Annotated in this window: 17 protein-coding genes; 3 read left to right on the top strand and 14 right to left on the bottom strand. The window is 55.9% G+C overall.

Annotated elements, in window-relative coordinates; translation table 11 throughout:
• Position 1: 1 nt before the first annotated feature.
• The 6 genes from mmsA to K7J14_RS14315 all read right to left on the bottom strand — a co-directional run bounded on the left by mmsA (position 2) and on the right by K7J14_RS14315 (position 7950).
• Complete coding sequence (mmsA, locus tag K7J14_RS14290) at positions 2–1525, bottom strand: multiple monosaccharide ABC transporter ATP-binding protein (RefSeq protein ID WP_230757827.1); 1524 nt, start codon at positions 1523–1525, stop codon at positions 2–4.
• A gap of 136 nt (positions 1526–1661) precedes the next feature.
• Positions 1662–2735, bottom strand: coding sequence for a multiple monosaccharide ABC transporter substrate-binding protein (chvE, locus tag K7J14_RS14295; protein WP_230757838.1), 1074 nt, complete (start codon positions 2733–2735; stop codon positions 1662–1664).
• A 277-nt stretch (positions 2736–3012) separates the two neighbouring features.
• The gene (gene araD, locus K7J14_RS14300; protein ID WP_230757840.1) at positions 3013–3738 is read right to left on the bottom strand and encodes an L-ribulose-5-phosphate 4-epimerase AraD; all 726 of its coding nucleotides are present in this window, start codon (positions 3736–3738) and stop codon (positions 3013–3015) included.
• On the bottom strand, positions 3738–5243 hold the full coding sequence (gene araA, locus K7J14_RS14305) for an L-arabinose isomerase (RefSeq protein ID WP_230757842.1): 1506 nt from the start codon (positions 5241–5243) through the stop codon (positions 3738–3740). Before araA ends, araD begins: the two co-directional genes overlap by 1 nt.
• Positions 5240–6937, bottom strand: coding sequence for a ribulokinase (locus K7J14_RS14310; protein ID WP_230757843.1), 1698 nt, complete (start codon positions 6935–6937; stop codon positions 5240–5242). The genes araA and K7J14_RS14310 overlap by 4 nt, the downstream gene beginning before the upstream one ends.
• On the bottom strand, positions 6934–7950 hold the full coding sequence (locus K7J14_RS14315; protein ID WP_230757844.1) for a LacI family DNA-binding transcriptional regulator: 1017 nt from the start codon (positions 7948–7950) through the stop codon (positions 6934–6936). Before K7J14_RS14315 ends, K7J14_RS14310 begins: the two co-directional genes overlap by 4 nt.
• Positions 7951–8122: 172 nt before the next feature.
• Between K7J14_RS14315 and K7J14_RS14320 the strand changes: the two genes are divergently transcribed.
• Entirely contained in the window at positions 8123–8608 is a 486-nt protein-coding gene (locus K7J14_RS14320) for a hypothetical protein (protein WP_230757848.1), read from the top strand.
• A gap of 2 nt (positions 8609–8610) precedes the next feature.
• Here the strand turns inward: K7J14_RS14320 and K7J14_RS14325 are convergent, their stop codons facing one another.
• Positions 8611–9645, bottom strand: coding sequence for a substrate-binding domain-containing protein (locus K7J14_RS14325; RefSeq protein ID WP_230757851.1), 1035 nt, complete (start codon positions 9643–9645; stop codon positions 8611–8613).
• 105 nt (positions 9646–9750) lie between these two features.
• Here K7J14_RS14325 and K7J14_RS14330 point away from each other — a divergent pair, with 105 nt between their 5' ends.
• Complete coding sequence (locus K7J14_RS14330) at positions 9751–10671, top strand: ArsR/SmtB family transcription factor (RefSeq protein WP_230757854.1); 921 nt, start codon at positions 9751–9753, stop codon at positions 10669–10671.
• Between the two features lie 94 nt (positions 10672–10765).
• Here K7J14_RS14330 and K7J14_RS14335 read toward each other — a convergent pair whose 3' ends face one another.
• From K7J14_RS14335 to K7J14_RS14350, 4 genes are all read right to left on the bottom strand, one after another.
• Positions 10766–11719 carry an arabinan endo-1,5-alpha-L-arabinosidase gene (locus tag K7J14_RS14335; protein WP_230757856.1) on the bottom strand — a complete coding sequence of 318 codons (954 nt, stop codon included), beginning with the start codon at positions 11717–11719 and terminating at the stop codon, positions 10766–10768.
• A 10-nt stretch (positions 11720–11729) separates the two neighbouring features.
• Positions 11730–12602, bottom strand: coding sequence for a carbohydrate ABC transporter permease (locus tag K7J14_RS14340; protein WP_230757859.1), 873 nt, complete (start codon positions 12600–12602; stop codon positions 11730–11732).
• Between the two features lie 14 nt (positions 12603–12616).
• Positions 12617–13522, bottom strand: a complete 906-nt coding sequence (locus K7J14_RS14345) for a carbohydrate ABC transporter permease (protein WP_230757861.1) — start codon at positions 13520–13522, stop codon at positions 12617–12619.
• An 88-nt stretch (positions 13523–13610) separates the two neighbouring features.
• Entirely contained in the window at positions 13611–14906 is a 1296-nt protein-coding gene (locus K7J14_RS14350; RefSeq protein WP_230757863.1) for an ABC transporter substrate-binding protein, read from the bottom strand.
• Between the two features lie 268 nt (positions 14907–15174).
• On the opposite strand from K7J14_RS14350, the gene K7J14_RS14355 reads away from it, so the two are divergent.
• Entirely contained in the window at positions 15175–15396 is a 222-nt protein-coding gene (locus K7J14_RS14355) for a DUF6171 family protein (protein ID WP_230757864.1), read from the top strand.
• 113 nt (positions 15397–15509) lie between these two features.
• Here K7J14_RS14355 and K7J14_RS14360 read toward each other — a convergent pair whose 3' ends face one another.
• The 3 genes from K7J14_RS14360 to K7J14_RS14370 are packed head-to-tail and all read right to left on the bottom strand — an operon-like array spanning position 15510 to position 19695.
• Entirely contained in the window at positions 15510–17207 is a 1698-nt protein-coding gene (locus K7J14_RS14360; RefSeq protein ID WP_230757868.1) for a family 43 glycosylhydrolase, read from the bottom strand.
• Positions 17204–18145 carry a glycoside hydrolase family 43 protein gene (locus K7J14_RS14365; RefSeq protein WP_230757872.1) on the bottom strand — a complete coding sequence of 314 codons (942 nt, stop codon included), beginning with the start codon at positions 18143–18145 and terminating at the stop codon, positions 17204–17206. The genes K7J14_RS14360 and K7J14_RS14365 overlap by 4 nt, the downstream gene beginning before the upstream one ends.
• A gap of 20 nt (positions 18146–18165) precedes the next feature.
• Positions 18166–19695: an arabinan endo-1,5-alpha-L-arabinosidase gene (locus K7J14_RS14370; protein ID WP_230757883.1), complete on the bottom strand. Its 1530-nt coding sequence runs from the start codon at positions 19693–19695 to the stop codon at positions 18166–18168.
• Between the last annotated feature and the right edge of the window lie 34 nt (positions 19696–19729).

The raw sequence follows: 19729 nt of genomic DNA on the forward strand, positions 1-19729 counted from the left end.
CTTAACGCTGGATTATGTTTCGCATTATTTCTTCCTGGGTGGCGGTCTTGCCGTCCAGTTCCGCGGTTATCTTTCCTTCGCTCATTACATACAAGCGGTCGCTCATTCCGATAACCTCGGGCATTTCGCTCGATATCAGAATGCAGGCCATTCCCTGGGCCGCGAGCATGTTGATGATGGTGTAGATCTCGTACTTGGCTCCGACGTCGATGCCGCGCGTCGGTTCGTCCAGAATGAGAATGCGGGGATCAGTGAAGATCCACTTCGAAAGAACTACCTTCTGCTGGTTACCGCCGGAGAGGTTGTTCGTCAGCTGAAGAATCGAAGGAGTCTTGATGCTGAGCGCTTTCTTGAATTTCTCCGCATGTACGATTTCTTCGTGTTCGTCGATGACGGAATGCCTGGAGATTTTCGACAGCTTCGCGAGGGTCGTGTTCCGCCGCACGTCGTCGATCAAAACCAGGCCGTACTGCTTGCGGTCTTCGGTAACATAGGCGAGCCCGTGTTCGATGGCCGAGGGAATCGAGTTCATGTGCACTTCTTTTCCGTCGATGAAGGTCTGTCCGCTTATGTTCTTGCCGTAATATTTTCCGAACAGACTCATCGCGAGCTCAGTGCGTCCCGCGCCCATGAGTCCGACAAGGCCGATTACCTCGCCCGCCCTGACGTTGATATTGACGCCGTCGATCATCTTCCGCTCGGCGTCTTCAGGGTGCCACGCGTTCCAGTTTTTCACTTCGAATACGACGTCGCCGATCTCGCTTTTCCGTTTCGGGAAGCGGTCGGTGATTTCGCGGCCGACCATGCCCCTGATGATCCGGTCTTCGGAAATGGGGGTATCGCCGACGTCCAGGGTTTCTATCGCCTTGCCGTCGCGAATTATTGTTATTGTGTCCGAGACTTTCGCTATTTCGTTGAGTTTGTGCGAAATAAGAACGGACGATATTCCATGCTTTTTAAGTTCCAGGAGCAGCTGAAGAAGATTCTCGCTGTCCTTTTCGTTCAGCGCCGCCGTCGGCTCGTCGAGAATAAGGAGCTTAACGTCCTTGGCGAGAGCCTTCGCGATTTCCACGATCTGCTGCTTTCCCACTCCGAGATGGTTCACCGGCGTGTTGGGATTCTCCTCGAGGCCGAGTTTTTTCATCAGCTTGAGGGCTTCTTCGCGGGTTTTATCCCAGTCTATAACCAAGGCTTTCGCCTTTTCGTTTCCTATGAAAATGTTTTCCGCGATCGATAAATACGGGCTCAGCGCGAGCTCCTGATGAATGATTACGATTCCGGCCTTCTCGCTCTGCTTTATGTCGCGGAACTCGCAGAGCTTGCCGTCCATGAAAATTTCCCCGGTATACGTCCCGTGCGGATAAATCCCGCTCAAGACGTTCATCAGGGTCGATTTGCCCGCGCCGTTTTCTCCGACAAGGGCATGAATTTCCGCTTTCTTAACCTGCAGACTCACGGAGTCGAGAGCCATAACCCCGGGAAATTCCTTGGTTATGTTTTTCATCTCGAGCAAAATATCCGACATGCGTTTCCCCCTCTGATGCTTCGACGCCGAAACCGCCGGACTATTCGGAGCCGTCCAACCGGCGTCGATCGACGCCGGTTGCGCGGCTCCTTACAGTTTCCGGACGGCGGTTACGCCGTCCCTGGACAAAATGTTATTACTTGATTTGATCGGCTGTGTAGTAGCCGCTGTCGATGAGAGCTGCGGTAACGTTGTCTTTGGTTACGATGGTGGACTCGAGCAGATACGAAGGAACAACCTTTACGCCGTTATCGTAGGTCTTGGTGTCGTTAACCTGCGCGGGTTTTCCTTCAAGAAGGGCGACAGCCATCTGGACAGCCTGTTTTGCGAGAGCGCGGGTATCCTTGAAAATCGTGGAATACTGCTCGCCGGCGAGGATGGATTTGACTGAGGGAAGCTCAGCGTCCTGTCCGGAAACGAACGGCATGGGAGTTGATCCCTTTCCGTAGCCTACGCCCTTGAGGGAGGAAAGGATTCCGAGGCTGATTCCGTCGTAGGGGGAGAGAACAGCGTCGATCTTGCGGTTGGTGTAGAATGCGGAAAGAAGGTTGTCCATGCGGGCCTGGGCGGTTGCGCCGTCCCAGCGAAGGGTGGAAACCTTGTCCATGCCGGTCTGTCCCGATCCGACAACGACTTTTCCTGCCTTGATGTAGGGATCGAGGACGGACATTGCGCCGTTATAGAAGAAGTAGGCGTTATTGTCGTCGGGAGATCCGCCGAACAGTTCGATGTAGAAGGGGCCCTTAGCGGTCTTGAGATTAAGAGCGGCTTCGAGGGTGGACGCCTGCTGTACGCCGACCTTGAAGTTGTCGAAGGTTACGTAGTAGCTGACGAAGGGTGATTTCCGGATAAGGCGGTCGTACGCGATTACCGGAACCTTGTTTTCGTTTGCTTTTTCCAGAACCTTGGTCATGGATTCGCCGTCGATCGCGGCTATAACCAGAATGTTCACGCCTTTGGTGATCATGTTCTCAATCTGGGAAATCTGGTTTTCAACAACGTCTTCAGCGTATTGAAGATCGACCTTGAATCCGAGTTTTTCAAACTCCGCTTTCATGTTTCCGCCGTCTGCGATCCAGCGAGCTGATGATTTTGTGGGCATCGAAATACCGACAGTACCGACGGTCTTCTTTCCAGCTTCTGCTGTACCGCCTGCGAAAAGCGAAGCGGCGAGACCGAGCGCGACAAGCGCCGACATCAGTTTCTTCATATGTTACTCCTCCTTAGGAAATGAACGGAAAACAGCCGTTCCCTGTATTAAAAGCGTGTAGGTACACGCCCTGTGTCTAATACTATGAGGGCTTCGCTGGTTTGTCAAACGGAATAAGTGAAAAAAACCGTTTTTTTAGAAAATAAAACCGGTTTACATACGCTTTTTTTACAAGCGTGGACGTACACATTTACTAAACACCATAAAAAAAGACCGTTCTGCTCTGTTGCAGAACGGTCTTAATGCGAGATTTTGGGTGCCTGTGTCTACGCCGGAATCAGCGGCAGGTTTGCCCGTAATACGCGTTCGGCCCATGCTTGCGGGAGTAATGCTTGCCGACGATATAGTCGGGCAAAGGCTTCGCGCCGGGATTGATCTGCCGGGTAAGATAGGCCATGCGAGCGACTTCCTCGAGAACCGCGCCGTTATACACGGCCTTAGCCGCGCTCGCGCCCCAGGCGAAGGGGCCGTGGCCGCCTACGAGCACCATAGACACCTCGTCTGGATTAAGCTTTCCCGCGCGGAAATGATCGACTATGAGGTCGCCGGTTTCCTTTTCGTAGTCGCGCTCGACCGCTTCCTTCGAGAGGTACGGAGTGCAGGGAACCGGAACCTGGATATGATCCGCGTGCGTCGTCCCGAACAGGGGAATATCCATGCATGCCTGCGCCCACGCGACCGCGTGAGTCGAATGCGTGTGGATGATGCCCCGGACGAGAGCTCCGTCATGCGCGGTGAACTCGCGGTAGAGAACGAGATGAGTCGGCGTATCGGATGAAGGATTCAGGGATCCCTCAACCGTCTTGCCTTCCAGATCGATCACCACCATATCCTCGGCCTTGAGATCGGGATAGGGAACCCCTGACGGCTTTATGGCGAAAACGCCTGCGCGGGGGTCGAAGGCGGATACGTTTCCCCAGGTGTACAACGCGAGACCCCGCACGGGGATCTCGCAGTTCGCTTCCCAGGCTTCCTCTTTGAGGGAGGCATAGGGAGACGCCATTATTTCCTCCAGGCGGCCGCGTTCCAGCGGAGCTCGTTCCGGAAGACGTTCACGGTTGTATTCTTGTCTATGGCGATGCACTCTATTCCGACCATTTCAGCCCAGTCGCGAACCATGTCGGTATCGACGATGTTCGAGAACGCGGTGTGGTGTCCGCCTCCGGCGAGAATCCAGGATTCGGCTGAAACGCGGAGATTGGGCTCGGGTTTCCAGAGCACGCGGGCGACGGGAAGCTTGGGGAAGGGCTTCGGCGGAGTCACGACGTTCACTTCGTTTATGACGCAGCGGAAGCGGTTGCCGAAATCCACGACGGCCGCGCAGATGGCGGGACCGGGCTTTCCGGTGAACACGAGGCGGGCAGGATCTTCCTTGTCCCCGATTCCCAGCTGGTGCACTTCCAGGGTCGGTTTAGCCGCTGCGATAGAGGGACAGACTTCGAGCATGTGCGCGCCGAGATTCATCTCGTTGCCCGGCTCGAAGTGGTAGGTGTAGTCTTCCATGAACGAATCGCCGAGTCCCTGTCCTCCGCCGCCGAGGCCGGAGGACATAACCTTGAAGGTGCGGACCATTGCGGCAGTCTTCCAGTCGCCCTCTCCGGAGAAGCCGAAGCCGTCCGCCATGAGGCGCTGGCAGGCAAGGCCGGGAAGCTGCTTCATTCCGTGGAGATCCTGGAAATTGGTTGTGAACGCGTTGATGTTCCGTTCCGCGAAGAATCGGCGCATGGCGAGCTCGATGCGGGCCTGTTCTCCGATCTGCTTCAGGGCATAGGCGCGATCCTTCCCCCACTGGATATCGTATTCTGCTTCATACACTTTGATCTGCGCCGCGATTTCGGCTTCCGAGACCTTGTTCATATACTCGACGAGGTCTCCGATTCCGTAATACGGGACAGACCAGCCGAGCTGGATCATCGCCTCGACCTTGTCTCCGTCCGTGACGGCTACCTCGCGCATATTGTCGCCGAAGCGTGCGATTCTGAGATTTTTGCCGTCAGCGACGGCGATTCCCGCGCGCATCCACAGCGCGATGCGGCTGCGGGTTTCATCCTCGCCCCAGTGTCCGACTATGACCTTGCGGGGTTTTTCCATCCTGGCGGTGATGAAGCCGAACTCCCGGTCGCCGTGGGCGGATTGATTGAGATTCATGAAATCCATGTCGATGCTGTCGTAGGGAATGTCGCGGTTAAACTGGGTGTTGAGCTGCAGCAGAGGCTTTTTGTAGGAATTGAGTCCCGCAATCCACATCTTCGCGGGGCTGAAGGTGTGCATCCAGGCGATCACGCCGGCGCACTTGGCGTTCGCGTTCGCTTCTTCGAGGACGGCGCGGATTCCCTCGGACGTAAGAACCGTGGGCTTCCATACGATTTTACAGGGCATGCGCGCATCGGCATTCAGGGATTCGACGACTTTGCGCGAATCGTCCGCCACCTGGCGAAGGGTCTCGTCTCCGTAGAGGTCCTGACTTCCCGTCACGAACCAGAATTCATACTGTTTCAGATCGATCATTTGGTTTCTCCTTCGATGAATTCGCCCATCTTTCTATAGCGGGCGTAAAGCTTCTCGTATATCGCGACGTTCGACGGATCGGGCTTGTGAACCCGCTCGGTTCCGGCGGACAGGGCTTTCTGCGCGGTGAATACGTCAGGATACAGCTTCGCGGCGGTGGCGGCGAATACGGCGGCTCCGATGGCGCAGGACTGGTCTCCGGCGGTCACCTGGATTTCGCGGTTCGTCACGTCTGCGAGGATCTGCATGCCGAGCTTGCTTTTCCGGGCGACTCCTCCGATCGCCATGATGCGTTCGATTTTAATACCGCCCGCTTCGAAGGCTTCGATGATGGCCCGGGCGCCGAAAGCAGTCGCTTCCAGCAGGGCGCGCATGAGGGCGGGAGCGTCGGTTCCCAGCTTGATGCCGGAAATCGCGGCGGCGAGCTTCTGGTTCGCCCACGGTGTTCTCCGTCCGTTCACCCAGTCGAGGGCGACGGGAGAGGATTCGGAGGGAGATATATCGGCGGCCGCTGCTTCAAGTTCCGCGAGAAGCTTTTTCTCGATCGCCTCGACGGCTTCCGAACCGAGCCCGGGAAGGCCGGCTTCCGCGAAATGCCTAAGCGGCCACATGAGGAGGTTGCGGTACCAGGCGTAATAATCGCCGTAGGCCGACTGGCCCGCTTCGTAGCCGATCCAGTCCGCGACGACGGAGCCGTCGACCTGGCCGCAAATTCCGCCGATCAGCTTTTCGCCCTCGGGAGTTGAGGGCTTAGGCCCGATGATGACGTCGCAGGTCGAAGTTCCGATGCTCTTCACGAGAGTGCCGGGGGCGGCGTCTCCGCCGACGGCGCCGATGTGGGCGTCGTACGCGCCGACGCAGACGATTACCGATTCAGCCAGCCCGAGCTTCTTCGCCCATTCGGGGGTGAGCGTTCCGGCGGAAGTATCGGTAGTCCAGGTTTCGGTGCCGAGAGAATCGCGGATTGCGGAGAGCTTCGGATCGAGGCGGTCGAAGAACTCATGGGGGGGATAGCCGCCCCACTCGGCATGCCACATGATCTTGTGTCCGGCGGCGCAGCGGCTCCGCTTGATTTTTGAAGGATGGGTCGTACCGGTCATTACAGCGGTGATCCAGTCGCAGTGCTCGACGGCGGTGACGGCCGCAGCGGCGACTTTCGGGTTTTTCCTGATGGTATGGAGGATCTTCGCCCAGAACCATTCGGAAGAATATACGCCGCCCATGTATTTGGTGTAATCGGTGCCGCCCCAGGAACGGGAGACCTTGTTGATCTCGTCGGCCTCGGCTACGGAGGTGTGGTCCTTCCAGAGGATGAACATCGCGTCAGGGTCTTCAGCGAACGAATCGAGAAGGGCCAGGGGCGTACCGTTCGCGTCTGCAAGAACGGGGGTCGAGCCGGTCGTGTCGACGCTGATCGCTCGGATTTTTCCGGCTATGGAGGGGGAGCCGGGAGACGCTTCGTCGGCCTGCTTTACGGCAGAGCGGACGGCCTCGGCAAGGCTTTCCACATAATCGAGAGGATGCTGGCGGAACCGGTCTTCCCTGGGATTGCAGAAAAGCCCTTTTTTCCAGCGGGGATAATACACGACATGGGATCCGGCGACTTCGCCGTTCGCCGCGTCCAAAATCACGACGCGCACGGAATCGGAGCCGAAATCGGCGCCTGCTACGTACTGTTCTGATGGTTTGATCATACAAGATTCTCCTTGAAAAAAATATCGAATGGCATTTCGATGAGTCTTTCGCTCTCGGCGTCGAGAACTATTTTCCGGTACAATTGATGCAATACGTGGCGGCCTTGTTCTTCCGGTCGCTGGGATATGAGGCAATCGAGGCGGCCCGACGACAGCGCTTCCCTGTTCAGGGCGACGAGGTCGAACCCGACGATGACGATGCGATCCTTCACCCCCCGCTTGAACGCCCAGTCGCCCGCCAGATGCACCGCGGCGGACACGCCGAAGATGCCGCGAAGTTCGGGACAGGAGGCGAGGATGAAGTCCAGCGAATCGTCCATCCGCTCTTCGTGAAGCTCGGGACAGGGGACATCGAAAACCTGCACCCCGGGCCGGGAAGAAAACCAGGCGCGGAACCCCCGCGCCCGTTCGTTCAGATTAAAGGCCTGCGAATAGGGACGAAGAACCGCGAAGGGTCCTCTGCCGTCGCAAAGCATGTCCATCATACGCCCCGCCAGAAAGCCGCCTCCGAAAGGATTCTGAGCCACGGTCACCGCCGCCTCGGATCCCGGAAGCGGCGAGTCTATGAGGGCGTAGGGAGTCGAGCCGCCGTAGAGCTTAAGGAGCCGTTCGGTTTCGTCCTGCATTACCGGCGCGACGACCCAGGCGGCGCAGTTTGCGTTCGCCATCTGCTCGAAGGCGTTCCGCAAAGATTCAGCGTCGGGTCGGGAAAAGGTGAAGAGCTCCAGCGAAAACGAAAAGGCTGAAAGCTCCTCCGCGGCGAGACGCAGGCCCTCCCATATAAGAACCCAATAATTGCTTTCCTTCTCGAGCTCGGGGACGAGCACGCCGATGAGGTAGCGCTTATTCCGTTTCAGGTGGCGCGCAAGAGGATTCGGCTGGTAGCCTTCCTGGTCGATGATAGCCTTAACGCGCGCGCGCGTAGCCTCAGAAACCCGGCCGCGGTTGTGAAGAACCCGGTCTACTGTTCCGATGGATACGCCTGCGAGTTTTGCTATCTCTGTCACCGTCATGTGCGTGTTCCTTAACACAAAAATGCGTGTACCTACACACCGGATACTAACAGATCAGTCTTGCGCTGTCAATAATTTTATTTCTCATAAAACCTTAAATTTACGTTATATATCGGATTATCTGGAAAAAGTATTGATTGACAGGCCTAAAACCCTGCCCTATTATCGTTTCATGTCCAAAAAAACGTTCGATTTCCTGCCCGAACATGAAGAGGTCCTTGCATACACGCTCGCCAGGCTCCCGTACGGAAGAACAGAAGCCGGCGCGATAGCCGACGGCGCGAATCCCGAATCCCTGCCGAAGCCGACCGGCGACGCTTCAACCTGGGGACTGTTCTACGAAACGGCCGACGCTGTCGGATTTTTCGCCCATGCTTCAGAATCGCCGATGGATCTGCTGATCCGCTCTTCATCGCATGAAGAGGCTCCCCGCGCCGTTCACCTGAAAATTGCCAAAAGAGATTTGTTTTCCGCCGTCGTACCCGTTGGCAGAAAGCCGGCGAACGCTCTTGCGGCATTCATCGGCCGTTTGTCGGCGCGCTTTTTCGCTTCCGAGGAAGAAACGCTGTCGATCCGATGGAAAGACGGAGAAGTTGAAAAAAAACTGTTGTTCTTCGGCGATAAATTCGGAGAAACATTCCCCTCGTTCCGAGCATAACCTTAGCCCTGAAGATTCTCCCGGAAAAAGATGTCCATCGGAATCGCGATATCTGAACGTGTCTCGTCCTCGAGAACAAGACAGCGGTACAGTTGCTGCATGACAAGCCGCCCCTGCTCTTCCGGCCGCTGCGAAATAAGGCAATCGATTTTCCCGGTCGAAAGCAGCATGCGGTTCGGAGGGACAAGATCGTATCCGATTATCCTGACATCGGTTTGGGGATTCCCCGACCTGAAGCCGCGGGAGCACAGATAATCGGTGATGGTGTGAACCATCGACGAAACGATGAACACCCCGCGCAAATCCGGAAGTTCCCGCAGCAGAGATTCGAGGGCGGAAAGCATCTGGCGGGGCTCGTTTTCCTGGCATACCACGTCCCTGACGATGACGCCGGGCCGGCCGGCAAACCAGGAAGCGAAGCCGCGGGCGCGCTCGTTCAGGTTGAAAGCCTCGTTGTAGGGTCTGATGACGGCGAAGGGTCCGCCAGAGTGCGAGACCAGATCCATGAGCCTCCCAGCGAGAACGCCGCCCTGGAACGGGTCCTGGGCTACGGTGGTCAGGGGACAGGCTCCGGGAAGCGGACAGTCGATGAAGGCGTAGGGAACAGGATTCTCGACGTCCATGAGCAGCACGAGCGTTTCGTCCTGCATTACCGGCGCGATTATCCACGCGCTGCAATCGGAAGAGGTCATCCGCTCGAAGGCGGAGAGAAACGAAGATCGGACGGGACGTACGAACTCGAAAAGCTCGAGCTCGAAAGAGAAGGCTGACAGAGTCGCGGCGGCCGCGGCGATGCCGTCGTAGATCAGCTTCCAATAGGTGCTTTCCTTGGCTAATTCCGGAATAAGGACGCCGATCCGGTATTTCAGGTTTTTCTTCAAATGCCGCGCAAGCGGATTCGCCTGATACCGGCTTTCTTCGATAATTTTTTGGACCTTCGCGCGGGTTTCTTCCGAAACCCTGCCGCGGTTATGAAGAACGCGGTCCACGGTTCCGATCGAAACTCCCGCCTTTTTCGCTATCTCTGTGACTGTCATTTTCTTTCCCCAAGGCCATCAGTATACACAGAAAAACCGCGTCTTTGAAGAGATATAAAAAAAAGACTTGTAACTTATCGATAAAAGTAGATATACTTCGTTATCATGAACCAAGATCAACCCATACTGATATTGAATCCGTTGGAAGATGTAGAAAAAATCAAAGCGCTGGCCTCCGAGCCCCGCATCCAGATACTCGACCTCGTGCGGAAAGAAACCCGCAACGTCAATGAAATAGCCGAAGAAATGCAGCTGCCGCAGTCCACTGTCGCTACGCACATTTCCATCCTGGAAAAAGCGGGCTTGCTCAAGACGGAATCCGTGAAGGCGAAAAAAGGCAGCCAGAAACTGTGCCGCCCGGGTTTTCAGGAAATCATCATAAAATTCCCCGAGGAAGTAAAAGAGGAAGACTGCATCGAAGTCGAGATGCCGATCGGACTCTATACGAATTACCAGGTGAGCGCTCCCTGCGGCCTGTGCTCGCAGGAAAGCATCATCGGCTTTCTCGACATTCCCGATTCATTCCTCAATCCGAACCGCATGAAGGCCGGCCTCCTGTGGTGCGAAACCGGCTATGTCGAATACAAATTCCCCAACAACACCATTTACGACAACCGCAAGGTTTCAAAGCTCGAGCTCAGCCTCGAACTGTCGTCTGAAACTCCGGGAACGAATAAAAACTGGCTGTCCGACATAACGCTCTGGCTCAACAATGTGGAAATCGGTTCCTGGATTTCTCCCGGCGACTTCGGCGACAGACGAGGCAAGTTCACCCCCGAATGGTGGAAGCTGGAAGGATCCCAGTACGGACTGCTCAAAAACTGGAGCCTCACCGATGAAGGAGCCTTCGTGGACGGCGTAAAAATTTCATCGGTCACCCTTTCGGACATAAACCTGACCGAACATCATTCGATCAAAGTAAAGATCGGGGTGAAGGAAGACGCCGAGCACATGGGCGGAATGAATATCTTCGGACGGGGCTTCGGCAACTACGATCAGGGAATCATTCTCCGGCTCTATTTCTGAGAAAAAGCGTTTAGCGCGGATATCCTTCCACATCAAGCCGATCTTACAACTGCAAATGAAAGACCCTCTGAACACGATTCAGAGGGTCTTTTTTTTACGATAATTCGGACAACTCGTGTTTGTCCGAACGTTGCGGATTATTCCGGGCAGTACGGCCACTCGTCGCGGGTCCACTCGATCTTTTCGATTTGAAGGACGGGCTTTCCCCGTTTTCGCGGTCGTAGGCATGGTAGACAAGCCGATTTACGCCGTTGTCTGTGTATACGGAACAATGTCCCGGACCGGCCCATCGCGGATGAGAGGAACCGTCGCGAACGACTGTCCCGCCGCCCTGAGCCATTGCCCTGCCCTCGCGGTCGAAATACGGCCCCTCCGGATCGGACGAACGGCCGACGACGATTTTATAGGTGGAATCGACGCCGCGGCAGCAAAAATCATGCGACACGAACAGATAGTACCAATCGCCCCGGGGAAGGACGAAGGCTCCCTCCACGGGGTTCGGCTCGGCAACCTTGCTGGCGAGCGTCGTCACGACCGGGCGGTCCAAATCGAGCATTCCGGTTTCGCGGTCGAGCGCGCGCATGCGAATGCCGCCCCAGAACGAGCCCCAGACGAACCAGTCGCGGTCGTCAGAATCCGTAAAAACCGCGGCGTCGATGGCGTTGAAATCGTCGCTCGCCTGCGAAAAAACGACGGGTCCGCGGTCGATCCAGCCGTAGTCCGCGCTTGAAGGATCGAGAGACCGCGAGGCGGCCAAACCGACCGCAGAAACGTTCGATCCGAACGTCGATACCGAATAATAGACGCGCCATTCGCCGTTTCTGAAAACGACCTCGGGCGCCCAGAAATGCGTGGAACCGGGAATCGCTTCCGAAGTCCACGCGGGATTCGATTCGAATACCCGCCCGGCGCTCTCCCACTTTTGCAGATCCGCGGAACGGAAGAAGGGAAGCCGGTCTCCCGTCTGGAAGCGCCAGTACGCGCCGTTTTCAAAGACGATGGTCGGGTCGTGGGCGATGATATCGCCGGAAAGCTCGAGTCTGGACATGGCGGATCGCTTACTTCAAGCCGGTCATTGCGACGGAACTGATGATCTGCTTTTGGAAGATCATGAACACGATCAGCACGGGAAGCAGGGCGAGAACCGAGGCCGCGAGAATGGCCGGATAGTCTGTCTGAATCGCGTAGTACGAATTCAGCGACTGAATCATCACCTGTATGGGCATTTTCGCTTCATCGTTGATGTAGATGCTCGGCGCGAAATAATCGTTCCACGCGCCCATGAACCACAGAATTGCCTGGGCGGAAACGGCGGGCATCGCGTTCGGAAGCATGATCTGCCAGAAGATGCGGAAAAAGCTCGCGCCGTCTATGCGCGCGGATTCAATCATGGAGGTCGGTATTCCGCTCATATACTGCCTGAGAAAGAAGATCATCGCGACGTTTCCCAGAAGGCCGGGAACAATGAGGGGATACCAGGTATCCAGCCAGCCGACGCGGGAGTAGATGATGAACTGGGGGATCATGATGATGGCGAACGGAATCATCATCGTGCCGAGCAGGGCCATGAAGAGCTTGTCCTTCCCCGGAAAGCGGAGCTTCGAAAACGAGAAGGCGGCGAGAGCCGACGACAGGGAGCCGAACACCACGACGGTGATGGAAATGAAGGCGCTGTTGCGGAATCCCTTCAGAAGCGGCTTCATATCCCACACGCGGATGAAATTGTTCCACTGGGGATTCTCCGGCATGCCGAGGGACAGCTGGGACATGAGGAACTGATTAGGCGTCTTCAGCGAAGAAATGAGCATCCACCACAGCGGGACGAGCATCAGGAACGAGCCTAAAATCAAAATAAGATAAACGGTAAAGTTTCCCAGGAATCGCGCTTTTCTGATCGAGCCGTAGGATTCTTTCATCGGTGCGTTGTTCATTCGATTCTCCTCGCCTATTCCAGGTAGTTGTCGCTTTTCGGGCCCAGCTTGAACTGGATCGCGGTTACGACGAAAATAATGACGGCCAGAACCCAGGCGGCCGCGCAGGCATAGCCCTTCGCGTCGGCGGACGAGAAGGCCTTCTCCCAGATGTAGTACACGATGGTCGCGGCGCTGTACTCAGGGCCGCCGAAATCGGTCATGATCTGGGGTTCTACGAAGAGCTGGGCTCCTCCGATGACTCCGGTGATCATGATGAAAAACGATATCGGCTTCAAAAGCGGAAAGGTGATCTTGCGGAAGATAACCCAGGAATTCGCTCCGTCGACGACGGCTGCCTCGAAGTAGGACTTCGGAAGGTTCTGCAAACCGGCAAGGTACAGGAGCGTGGTGAAACCGACTCCCTTCCACACCATCATGGCGGTGATTCCGGCCTTGACGGTTTCCGTATTGTACATCCAGTTCGGACCCTTTATTTTGAACGCCCACCAGAGAAACTGGTTGAGCAGGCCGTAGTCTCCGTTATAGAGCCAGCGCCAGAGAATAGACACCGCGACGATGGAAGAAACGACGGGTATATAGTAGATAACGCGAAACACCTTTACGCCGGGCATATCGCGGTTGAACGCAAGAGCAAGACTGAACGCCCACACCATGCCGATGGGAATTCCGATCATATAGTAAAACGTATTCCACAAAGATTTCCAAAAACGCTCGTCCTGGAACAGCTCGACATAGTTTTCAAGCCCGATGAAATAGTGGTCGCCCATAGAATTCCAATCAGTGAAACTCGCGAATATGGAAAATAAAAACGGTCCCGCGGTGAACATGAAAAACTGCAGGATCGGGAGAAGAGCGAACAGGATGCCTGCCCGCGCTTCCTCATTCCATACCTTCCTGGAATGAACAGCTGTTGCCATGATAAAACTCCCTTACATAACGATTAAACCGGCGGCCGGAAAAAACAGCCGGGGAAATCCCCGGCCGCATTCCTGAAAAACTGAACGCTTATTTTTTCATCTTGGAATTGGCGCGGTCCAGAAGCTTCTGCATCTTGGGCTGCATCTTTTCGCAGTATTCCTTGGCGGTGACCTTGCCGTCGAGCACGGTCTGAATATTGATCCAGAACTCGTCGAACCAAACCGCGTTGTAGGTGAACTCGGCGGGCCAGCTGCGGCCGTAATCGTTGATGATGTCGATGTACTCCTGGCGGTTCGCGGGATAGCCGGGCTTATTTACATAGCGGGGAGCGAGGGATTTCAGGTTAGGAATCTGAAGATCCATGTCGGTCATCATTTCCATCGCTTCTTTGTCCGCAGACAGATAGAGGGCGAATTCGGCGGCGAGCTCGGGATGCTTGGTGTTCGCGGCGACGCCGTATCCGACGGAGCCTACCCAGGTCGCGCTCTTCATGCCGGCTTTTCCGACCGGCCAGGGAATGACGTCGTATTCGAACGAAAGATTCTTGAACGCGGCGAGGTCCCAGGGAGCGACCGGGAAGAAGGCGATTTCGCCCTTCAGCCAGCGCTGATAGGTGTCCATCGACTGGGCTTCGCCCATGGTGGGGGTGATGCCGTCTTTCAAAGTATGGTCAGCCCAGTACTGAAGCGCTTCGTAGAACTTCGGATTGGCGATGTCTACCTTTGTCTTGGACGCGTCCAGGAAGTCACCTCCGTTGCCCCATGCGAACTGGATGAACGACCAGCGCACGTTGAGTCCCGTACCCCACTGGTCCATCTTTCCGTCGCCGTTCACGTCTTTGGTGAGTTTCTTGCACACGTCGGTGAACTCGGCGAAGGTGTAGGGCTTGTCCTTATCGGGAAGGGGAATTCCGGCTTTCTTGAAAAGGTCCTTGTTATAGCCGAACGCGAAGGGTCCGAGATCCTTGGGCAGCGCCCAGAGGTCGCCGGTACCGACTTTCTTGCCGTCGTAGCGGTATTTGTTCAGGGCGTTTTCGTAAATATCGTTTACGTTCATGCCGGACTTCTTCGCGCCTTCTACATAGGGGGTAAGGCTCAGAAGCTTTTTGTTGTCTACATAAGTGCGGATCGCTTCCGGGCCGACATAGAATACGTCGGGAAGATTATTGGCGGCGAGGGCAGCCTGGATTTTCGGACCGAACTGGTCCATCGTTACGGAGATAAACTTAATTTTTACTCCGGGGTGAGCCTTCTCGAATTTTTCGATCACTTTTTCCATGATCGCCTTTTCCTGGGGCTGGGCGTAGTTCATCCAGGTAATTTCCTGGGCCCAAACCGCCGCGCCGACGCACAGGGTCGCGATTATTGCGCATAGTCTTTTCATTACACATCCTCCTTCTAGAATGCAGCGGAGTCAGTTCCGCTCTTATAAATGTATCGTAAACCCGGTATCTTCAAGCTGTCAATAAAAATTGATATAAACCGATAAAAATAATTAAGAAAATATGCGTGTACGAACATTATTTTACATTCATGCAAAAAAACCTTCTTGTATATTGATATATATGGGAATACATTGGTTGATACAGGAACTTAACAACCACAACGGGAGGCTTCGCATGAGCGGATGCAGAAATTGTAATCCTGAGAGAATGCCGAATCAAACAGAACTGGAAGAAATAGCCGGCTCGATGCCTCCCCCGATTTTGGAAGCCGCTACAGAGGCTAAAATCAAGGAGAGACTGATAGCGTGCGGGCATTGCGAAGAGCTGAGAGAGGGGGTCCTGTGCGCCCAATGCGGATGCTTCGTTCGCATCAGATCCCGAACAGAGAAGGCCTACTGCCCTCACCCGCAAGGAAACCGGTGGCGATAGTCAGGCCGCCGGGGCAATCGAAGGCGAACCACGAAGACAGACGGCTCGCCGCCGAACGCCCGAGAGTCGGCAGCCGAGGACTCGGGCGCCCGCGGCGATGAACTCGCCGGGAATCAATCTTTGACAGCGCTCAAATATTCTCCGGAAAGGCTCTGGCCTGATACCGAACAGATAGCGGCTATAGACAGAGTTCGGCACTCGTCGAGCGTCTTGTTCCTGTTCCAGTCTACCGAATCGGTCACGATTCCGCGGAAGGTTCCCGAACTTTCGGCCGGAGAAACAAGATCCAGCACAACCTCCGTCCCCTCGAGGGACCAGGTTCCGGACCAATACCCGGAAACGATTCCCCCTTCTTCCAGAACAAGACTTTTAGAGGCGGTTGCCACGGCGTCCGACAGGAATACATTGCTGCGAGAGGATCCTTCGAAGGTGGTGAAATTTCCCGTGTCGTGGGAGCGTTCGGTCGCCACGGCCTTCCAGGAGCCGACAACACGCGATGCGTCCACGAATTCAAGGATTTCGTCGTAATACTCGTTGGGATTCAGGACAGGCCAGCCGTCGGAGGTGAACCACATCTGGCGCACCTGCAGAAAAAAGAAATACGATGCAAGAAAATCGGTCCGGGTATGATGGGCGAAAAAAATACGCCCGTCGGCCAGAGGAAGAAGGGACTGTCCGCCGGGCGCTCTCCAGCCGTAGGAAGCGCCGAACTTGTGGCTTCCGAGGATTTTGCTGCCCGCAAGCCGATAATGGGAATCGTTTTTAATCCAGGTTACTCCGGACATCGATCGCCCAGAAGCGTCGAGATAGGGTCCTTCGATCGACGCCGAGCGGCCCACGCGGACGCTGTAATCCACCACGAGATCGCCCGAACTCGCGAACAGATAGTAATACCCCGCGGCCGAGTTATAGAGCAGCTGAGCCCCCTCAAAGGGAGAACCGCTTCCTCCTGCGATTTGAATGCCGTACGCGCCGGAGATTTCATCGGCGGGACCCGAAAGAGCCGCACCTTGAGAGTCCGCGGGAAGCCCGGTATCCGAGTCGATCCGCATAAGGGCGATGCCGCCCTTCCAGGAGCCGTACGTCATATACCAGTCGCCGTTTTCGTCCGTTGCGAGATTTCCTTTTTCGTCGAAGACGAATTCAGGATCGATTGCCCCGAAACCGTAATCCCAGCTCGAGTTCCCTTCGTTAAGGCAGGCCGAATCTATCTCGTCGTCGGCTTCCCAGGCGTATCGGACTATCGTAGAAGACTGATAGGCGGCGGGATCGTACTCATGCGCGGGTTTGTAGGGACCAACAGGCGAATCAGAAATCGCGAGACCGATCCAGGCGCGGGGTTTTTTATTCGCCTCGCCGGGAACAAGATCGTTATCCGTGATGATGCCGTGATACATGAAGTACTTCCCGTCTTTTTTTATGACGGTCGGAGCCCAGCTCGACGGTTTTCCCGTGCCGAAGCACCATTCAAGGAGTTCGTCGTCCCAGTTCCCCTGAAGGGCGGAAACGCTCCTGCAGGTCCAGGTTTTTAAGTCGGACGAACTCCGCACCTGGATGCCTCCGCCCCAGACGTTTCCGATGCTCGCGTCTGTGGAAAAAACGTACCAGGTGCCGTCGTCGTCGCGGAAGAGCTTCGGGTCGTGGCAGTTCAGCGGACCCCAACTCGAAGGACTGGAGGTATTCATCGACGCGATATTCTTGTACTTCGAAACCACCGGGCTCTTGATGGTCGGATCCATCGCGCATGAGACTGTCCCGAAGAGAAAGAGGGACAGAGCAAGCGTCGAAAAAAGGGCATGCACAGATTTCATTGCGTTTTTCCTTTTTGGAATACGGGAAAGCCTTCGGCGTCCCATTCGATCGCCCGGACACGGGTGTGCCGGTTCGGATCGTACAGCGGAAGCTCGACGTCGGGATACGGACGGGCGTGATACACCAGCACGTCCGTTTTATCGTCGAAGCTTTTCGTAAAGGAATTGTGCCCCGGACCATAGATTCCGGCTTCAGGATTCGTAACGAAAACCGGTTTATCGAGCTTCGTCCAGGAGGCGGCGTCGGTCAGATCGGCGTCGGCGGGGGCCCAGAGGAGGCCCATGCAATAGTTCGAGTCGGTTGCGCTCGCGGAATACGTTATAAACACCTTATCTCCATGGGTAAGAAAGGCCGGCCCCTCGTTCACTTTGAAGCCGACGCACTCCCACTCGAGCTCTGGCCGGGAGATTCGCGTCTGAGGAAGCTCAAGCGTATACGGAGTACTCATCTTGGCGATATAAATGGACGAATTCTCCGTGCGCTCTTTCGATTTTTGAGCCCAGACGGCGTACCTCTGTCCCCGATGCTCGAAAGAGGTCAGATCGAGAGAAAAAGAATCCCACTCTGAAACAACCTGTCCCTTTTCCTTCCACTCGCCCCGGAACGGATCGGGCGACGAATTCGCCAACACCCAGTTCCGTATATACCAGGGATCGCCAGCCTGTCCGGCGGCGAAATATATGTACCACACGCCGTCTATCCAATGAAGTTCCGGCGCCCAGATATGCCAGCTCATCGGGCCTTCGGCATGTTTTCTCCACACGACGCAGGGAGCGGCGTGCTTCAGGCAGTCGAGCGTCCAGGCACGGCGGATTTCGATGCGGTCGTATTCGGGAACGGAAGCTATAAGGTAGTAGTATCCGTCCGTATGTTTGTATATCTGGGGATCGGCGCGCTGAAGAACCAGCGGCTCCGTGTCTGCGAAATTTTCAACCATGATGCATCTCCTTGGTGTATTTACTGAGCTTTCCTGGAGCCGCGCACGCGCTTGGCCCACCAGGTTTGTCCGTCTTCATCGATTCCGGCGAAAGCCAATCCGCCCCGCCCGTTTTCCCAATCCCAGGACGGAACGACGGTTCCTTCTATTAATAAAGTTTTTCCGTCCTCATCCGCGAGTTCGAGGCGGAGGGTCGATTCGCCCGCGAGTTTCCATGAGCCCGTGTATCCGGGCGCCGTAACGGAACCCGAGGCCTCGAAAGTCCAGCTTTCAGCGACGGGGTCTTCGTAGGAAAGGCGGTGGTGACAGAGGACTTCCCAGCTTCCGGAAACGGACGATTTCGGCACAGCCTGAATTTTTTCGCCGGCGTATCGGGCGGGAGAAGGAAGAGGCCAGCCGTCGGCGCTCCAGAAGATTTTACGCACATGGAGGTAGGTCCAGTTTTTATCGGAGACCGGCCGGGCATGATGCAGGAGATACCAATCGCCGCCGTCGTTCAGAACCGACTGATGTCCGGGAGCGGCCCAGCCTTCCCCGGTCGTAAACGAGTATCCGCCGATCAGCTTGTTGCCCACGTTCGCGGAGACGATTTCCACATCCTCCGGAACATCGTCGCTCCAGGGATAGTCCGTCAATTTTTGTCCCGAAAAATCGTAATACGGACCGGTGATTGAATCGGCCCTGCCGACGCGCACGTTATAATCCGAGAACAGCGAATCGTAGCTGAGGAAGAGGTAGTACTTTTTGAATTCGCTGTTGTATACGATATACGGCGCTTCGCTTCCCGCCTGGCTTCCGCGCGTCGCGACCAGACGACCGGGCTCCTCGCCGACAGGCCGGCCGGTAGTTTTATCCATTTCGATGATGTAAATCCCCTCCGAGAACGATCCGTACACCATCCAGAGGTTCCCCTCCGCGTCGAACGACACGGCCGGATCTATCGCGTTCACTTCGGAGGAAAAATCGGATTTGAGCAGTATTCCGCGGTCGGTCCAGGGACCTTCCGGACTGGGAGCGGTCGCAAGGCCGATGCAGGACTGAGGCGAATACAGCACCGAGGCCGAATAATAAAGATAGTAGGCGTTTCCGAGCTTGATGACGTCCGGAGCCCAAAGCGTTTCCGCATCCGACCATTCAGCGGCAGGCTCAGGAATATCGTCGAAGACCGTTCCCACCCAGGTCCAGTTCACAAGGTCTGTAGACTTGCGGATCTGGAGGCCGCGGGTCGGGCTTCTGCCGACCGCGACATCGGTTGAATATATCCAATACGTATCGCCGTCTTTAAGGACGGCGGGATCATGCACGTTCATGGAACCCCAGGCATGGGGCGAGTGTATCGCGCCGGTATTATACAGGCGGAAATCCCCCGGTTTTCCGGGATAGGCCAATCCGTCGGACGAAGCCGCACCGGAATCGGCGATGTCCGATTCCGCGGGGACAGAGGAAGAAACGGACGGCGCGGGAGAGCCGGCGCAACCCGCCGCGATAAAAACAGCCGCGAATGCCGCGGCGCATGCGTTTCCGATGTACGCAACCGGTTTTACTGACATACAAAACTCCTGATAAAAACGGCTTCCCCGGGAG

The sequence above is a fragment of the Teretinema zuelzerae genome (assembly GCF_021021555.1).
GTDB lineage: Bacteria > Spirochaetota > Spirochaetia > Treponematales > Treponemataceae > Teretinema > Teretinema zuelzerae.

What these genes read in the sequence shown, in the direction of transcription:
- mmsA (WP_230757827.1), bottom strand. Translation starts at nt 1,525, where the DNA reads ATGTCGGATATTTTGCTCGAGATGAAAAACATAACCAAGGAATTTCCC.
- chvE (WP_230757838.1), bottom strand. Translation starts at nt 2,735, where the DNA reads ATGAAGAAACTGATGTCGGCGCTTGTCGCGCTCGGTCTCGCCGCTTCG.
- araD (WP_230757840.1), bottom strand. Translation starts at nt 3,738, where the DNA reads ATGGCGTCTCCCTATGCCTCCCTCAAAGAGGAAGCCTGGGAAGCGAAC.
- araA (WP_230757842.1), bottom strand. Translation starts at nt 5,243, where the DNA reads ATGATCGATCTGAAACAGTATGAATTCTGGTTCGTGACGGGAAGTCAG.
- K7J14_RS14310 (WP_230757843.1), bottom strand. Translation starts at nt 6,937, where the DNA reads ATGATCAAACCATCAGAACAGTACGTAGCAGGCGCCGATTTCGGCTCC.
- K7J14_RS14315 (WP_230757844.1), bottom strand. Translation starts at nt 7,950, where the DNA reads ATGACGGTGACAGAGATAGCAAAACTCGCAGGCGTATCCATCGGAACA.
- K7J14_RS14320 (WP_230757848.1), top strand. Translation starts at nt 8,123, where the DNA reads ATGTCCAAAAAAACGTTCGATTTCCTGCCCGAACATGAAGAGGTCCTT.
- K7J14_RS14325 (WP_230757851.1), bottom strand. Translation starts at nt 9,645, where the DNA reads ATGACAGTCACAGAGATAGCGAAAAAGGCGGGAGTTTCGATCGGAACC.
- K7J14_RS14330 (WP_230757854.1), top strand. Translation starts at nt 9,751, where the DNA reads ATGAACCAAGATCAACCCATACTGATATTGAATCCGTTGGAAGATGTA.
- K7J14_RS14335 (WP_230757856.1), bottom strand. Translation starts at nt 11,719, where the DNA reads ATGTCCAGACTCGAGCTTTCCGGCGATATCATCGCCCACGACCCGACC.
- K7J14_RS14340 (WP_230757859.1), bottom strand. Translation starts at nt 12,602, where the DNA reads ATGAACAACGCACCGATGAAAGAATCCTACGGCTCGATCAGAAAAGCG.
- K7J14_RS14345 (WP_230757861.1), bottom strand. Translation starts at nt 13,522, where the DNA reads ATGGCAACAGCTGTTCATTCCAGGAAGGTATGGAATGAGGAAGCGCGG.
- K7J14_RS14350 (WP_230757863.1), bottom strand. Translation starts at nt 14,906, where the DNA reads ATGAAAAGACTATGCGCAATAATCGCGACCCTGTGCGTCGGCGCGGCG.
- K7J14_RS14355 (WP_230757864.1), top strand. Translation starts at nt 15,175, where the DNA reads ATGCCGAATCAAACAGAACTGGAAGAAATAGCCGGCTCGATGCCTCCC.
- K7J14_RS14360 (WP_230757868.1), bottom strand. Translation starts at nt 17,207, where the DNA reads ATGAAATCTGTGCATGCCCTTTTTTCGACGCTTGCTCTGTCCCTCTTT.
- K7J14_RS14365 (WP_230757872.1), bottom strand. Translation starts at nt 18,145, where the DNA reads ATGGTTGAAAATTTCGCAGACACGGAGCCGCTGGTTCTTCAGCGCGCC.
- K7J14_RS14370 (WP_230757883.1), bottom strand. Translation starts at nt 19,695, where the DNA reads ATGTCAGTAAAACCGGTTGCGTACATCGGAAACGCATGCGCCGCGGCA.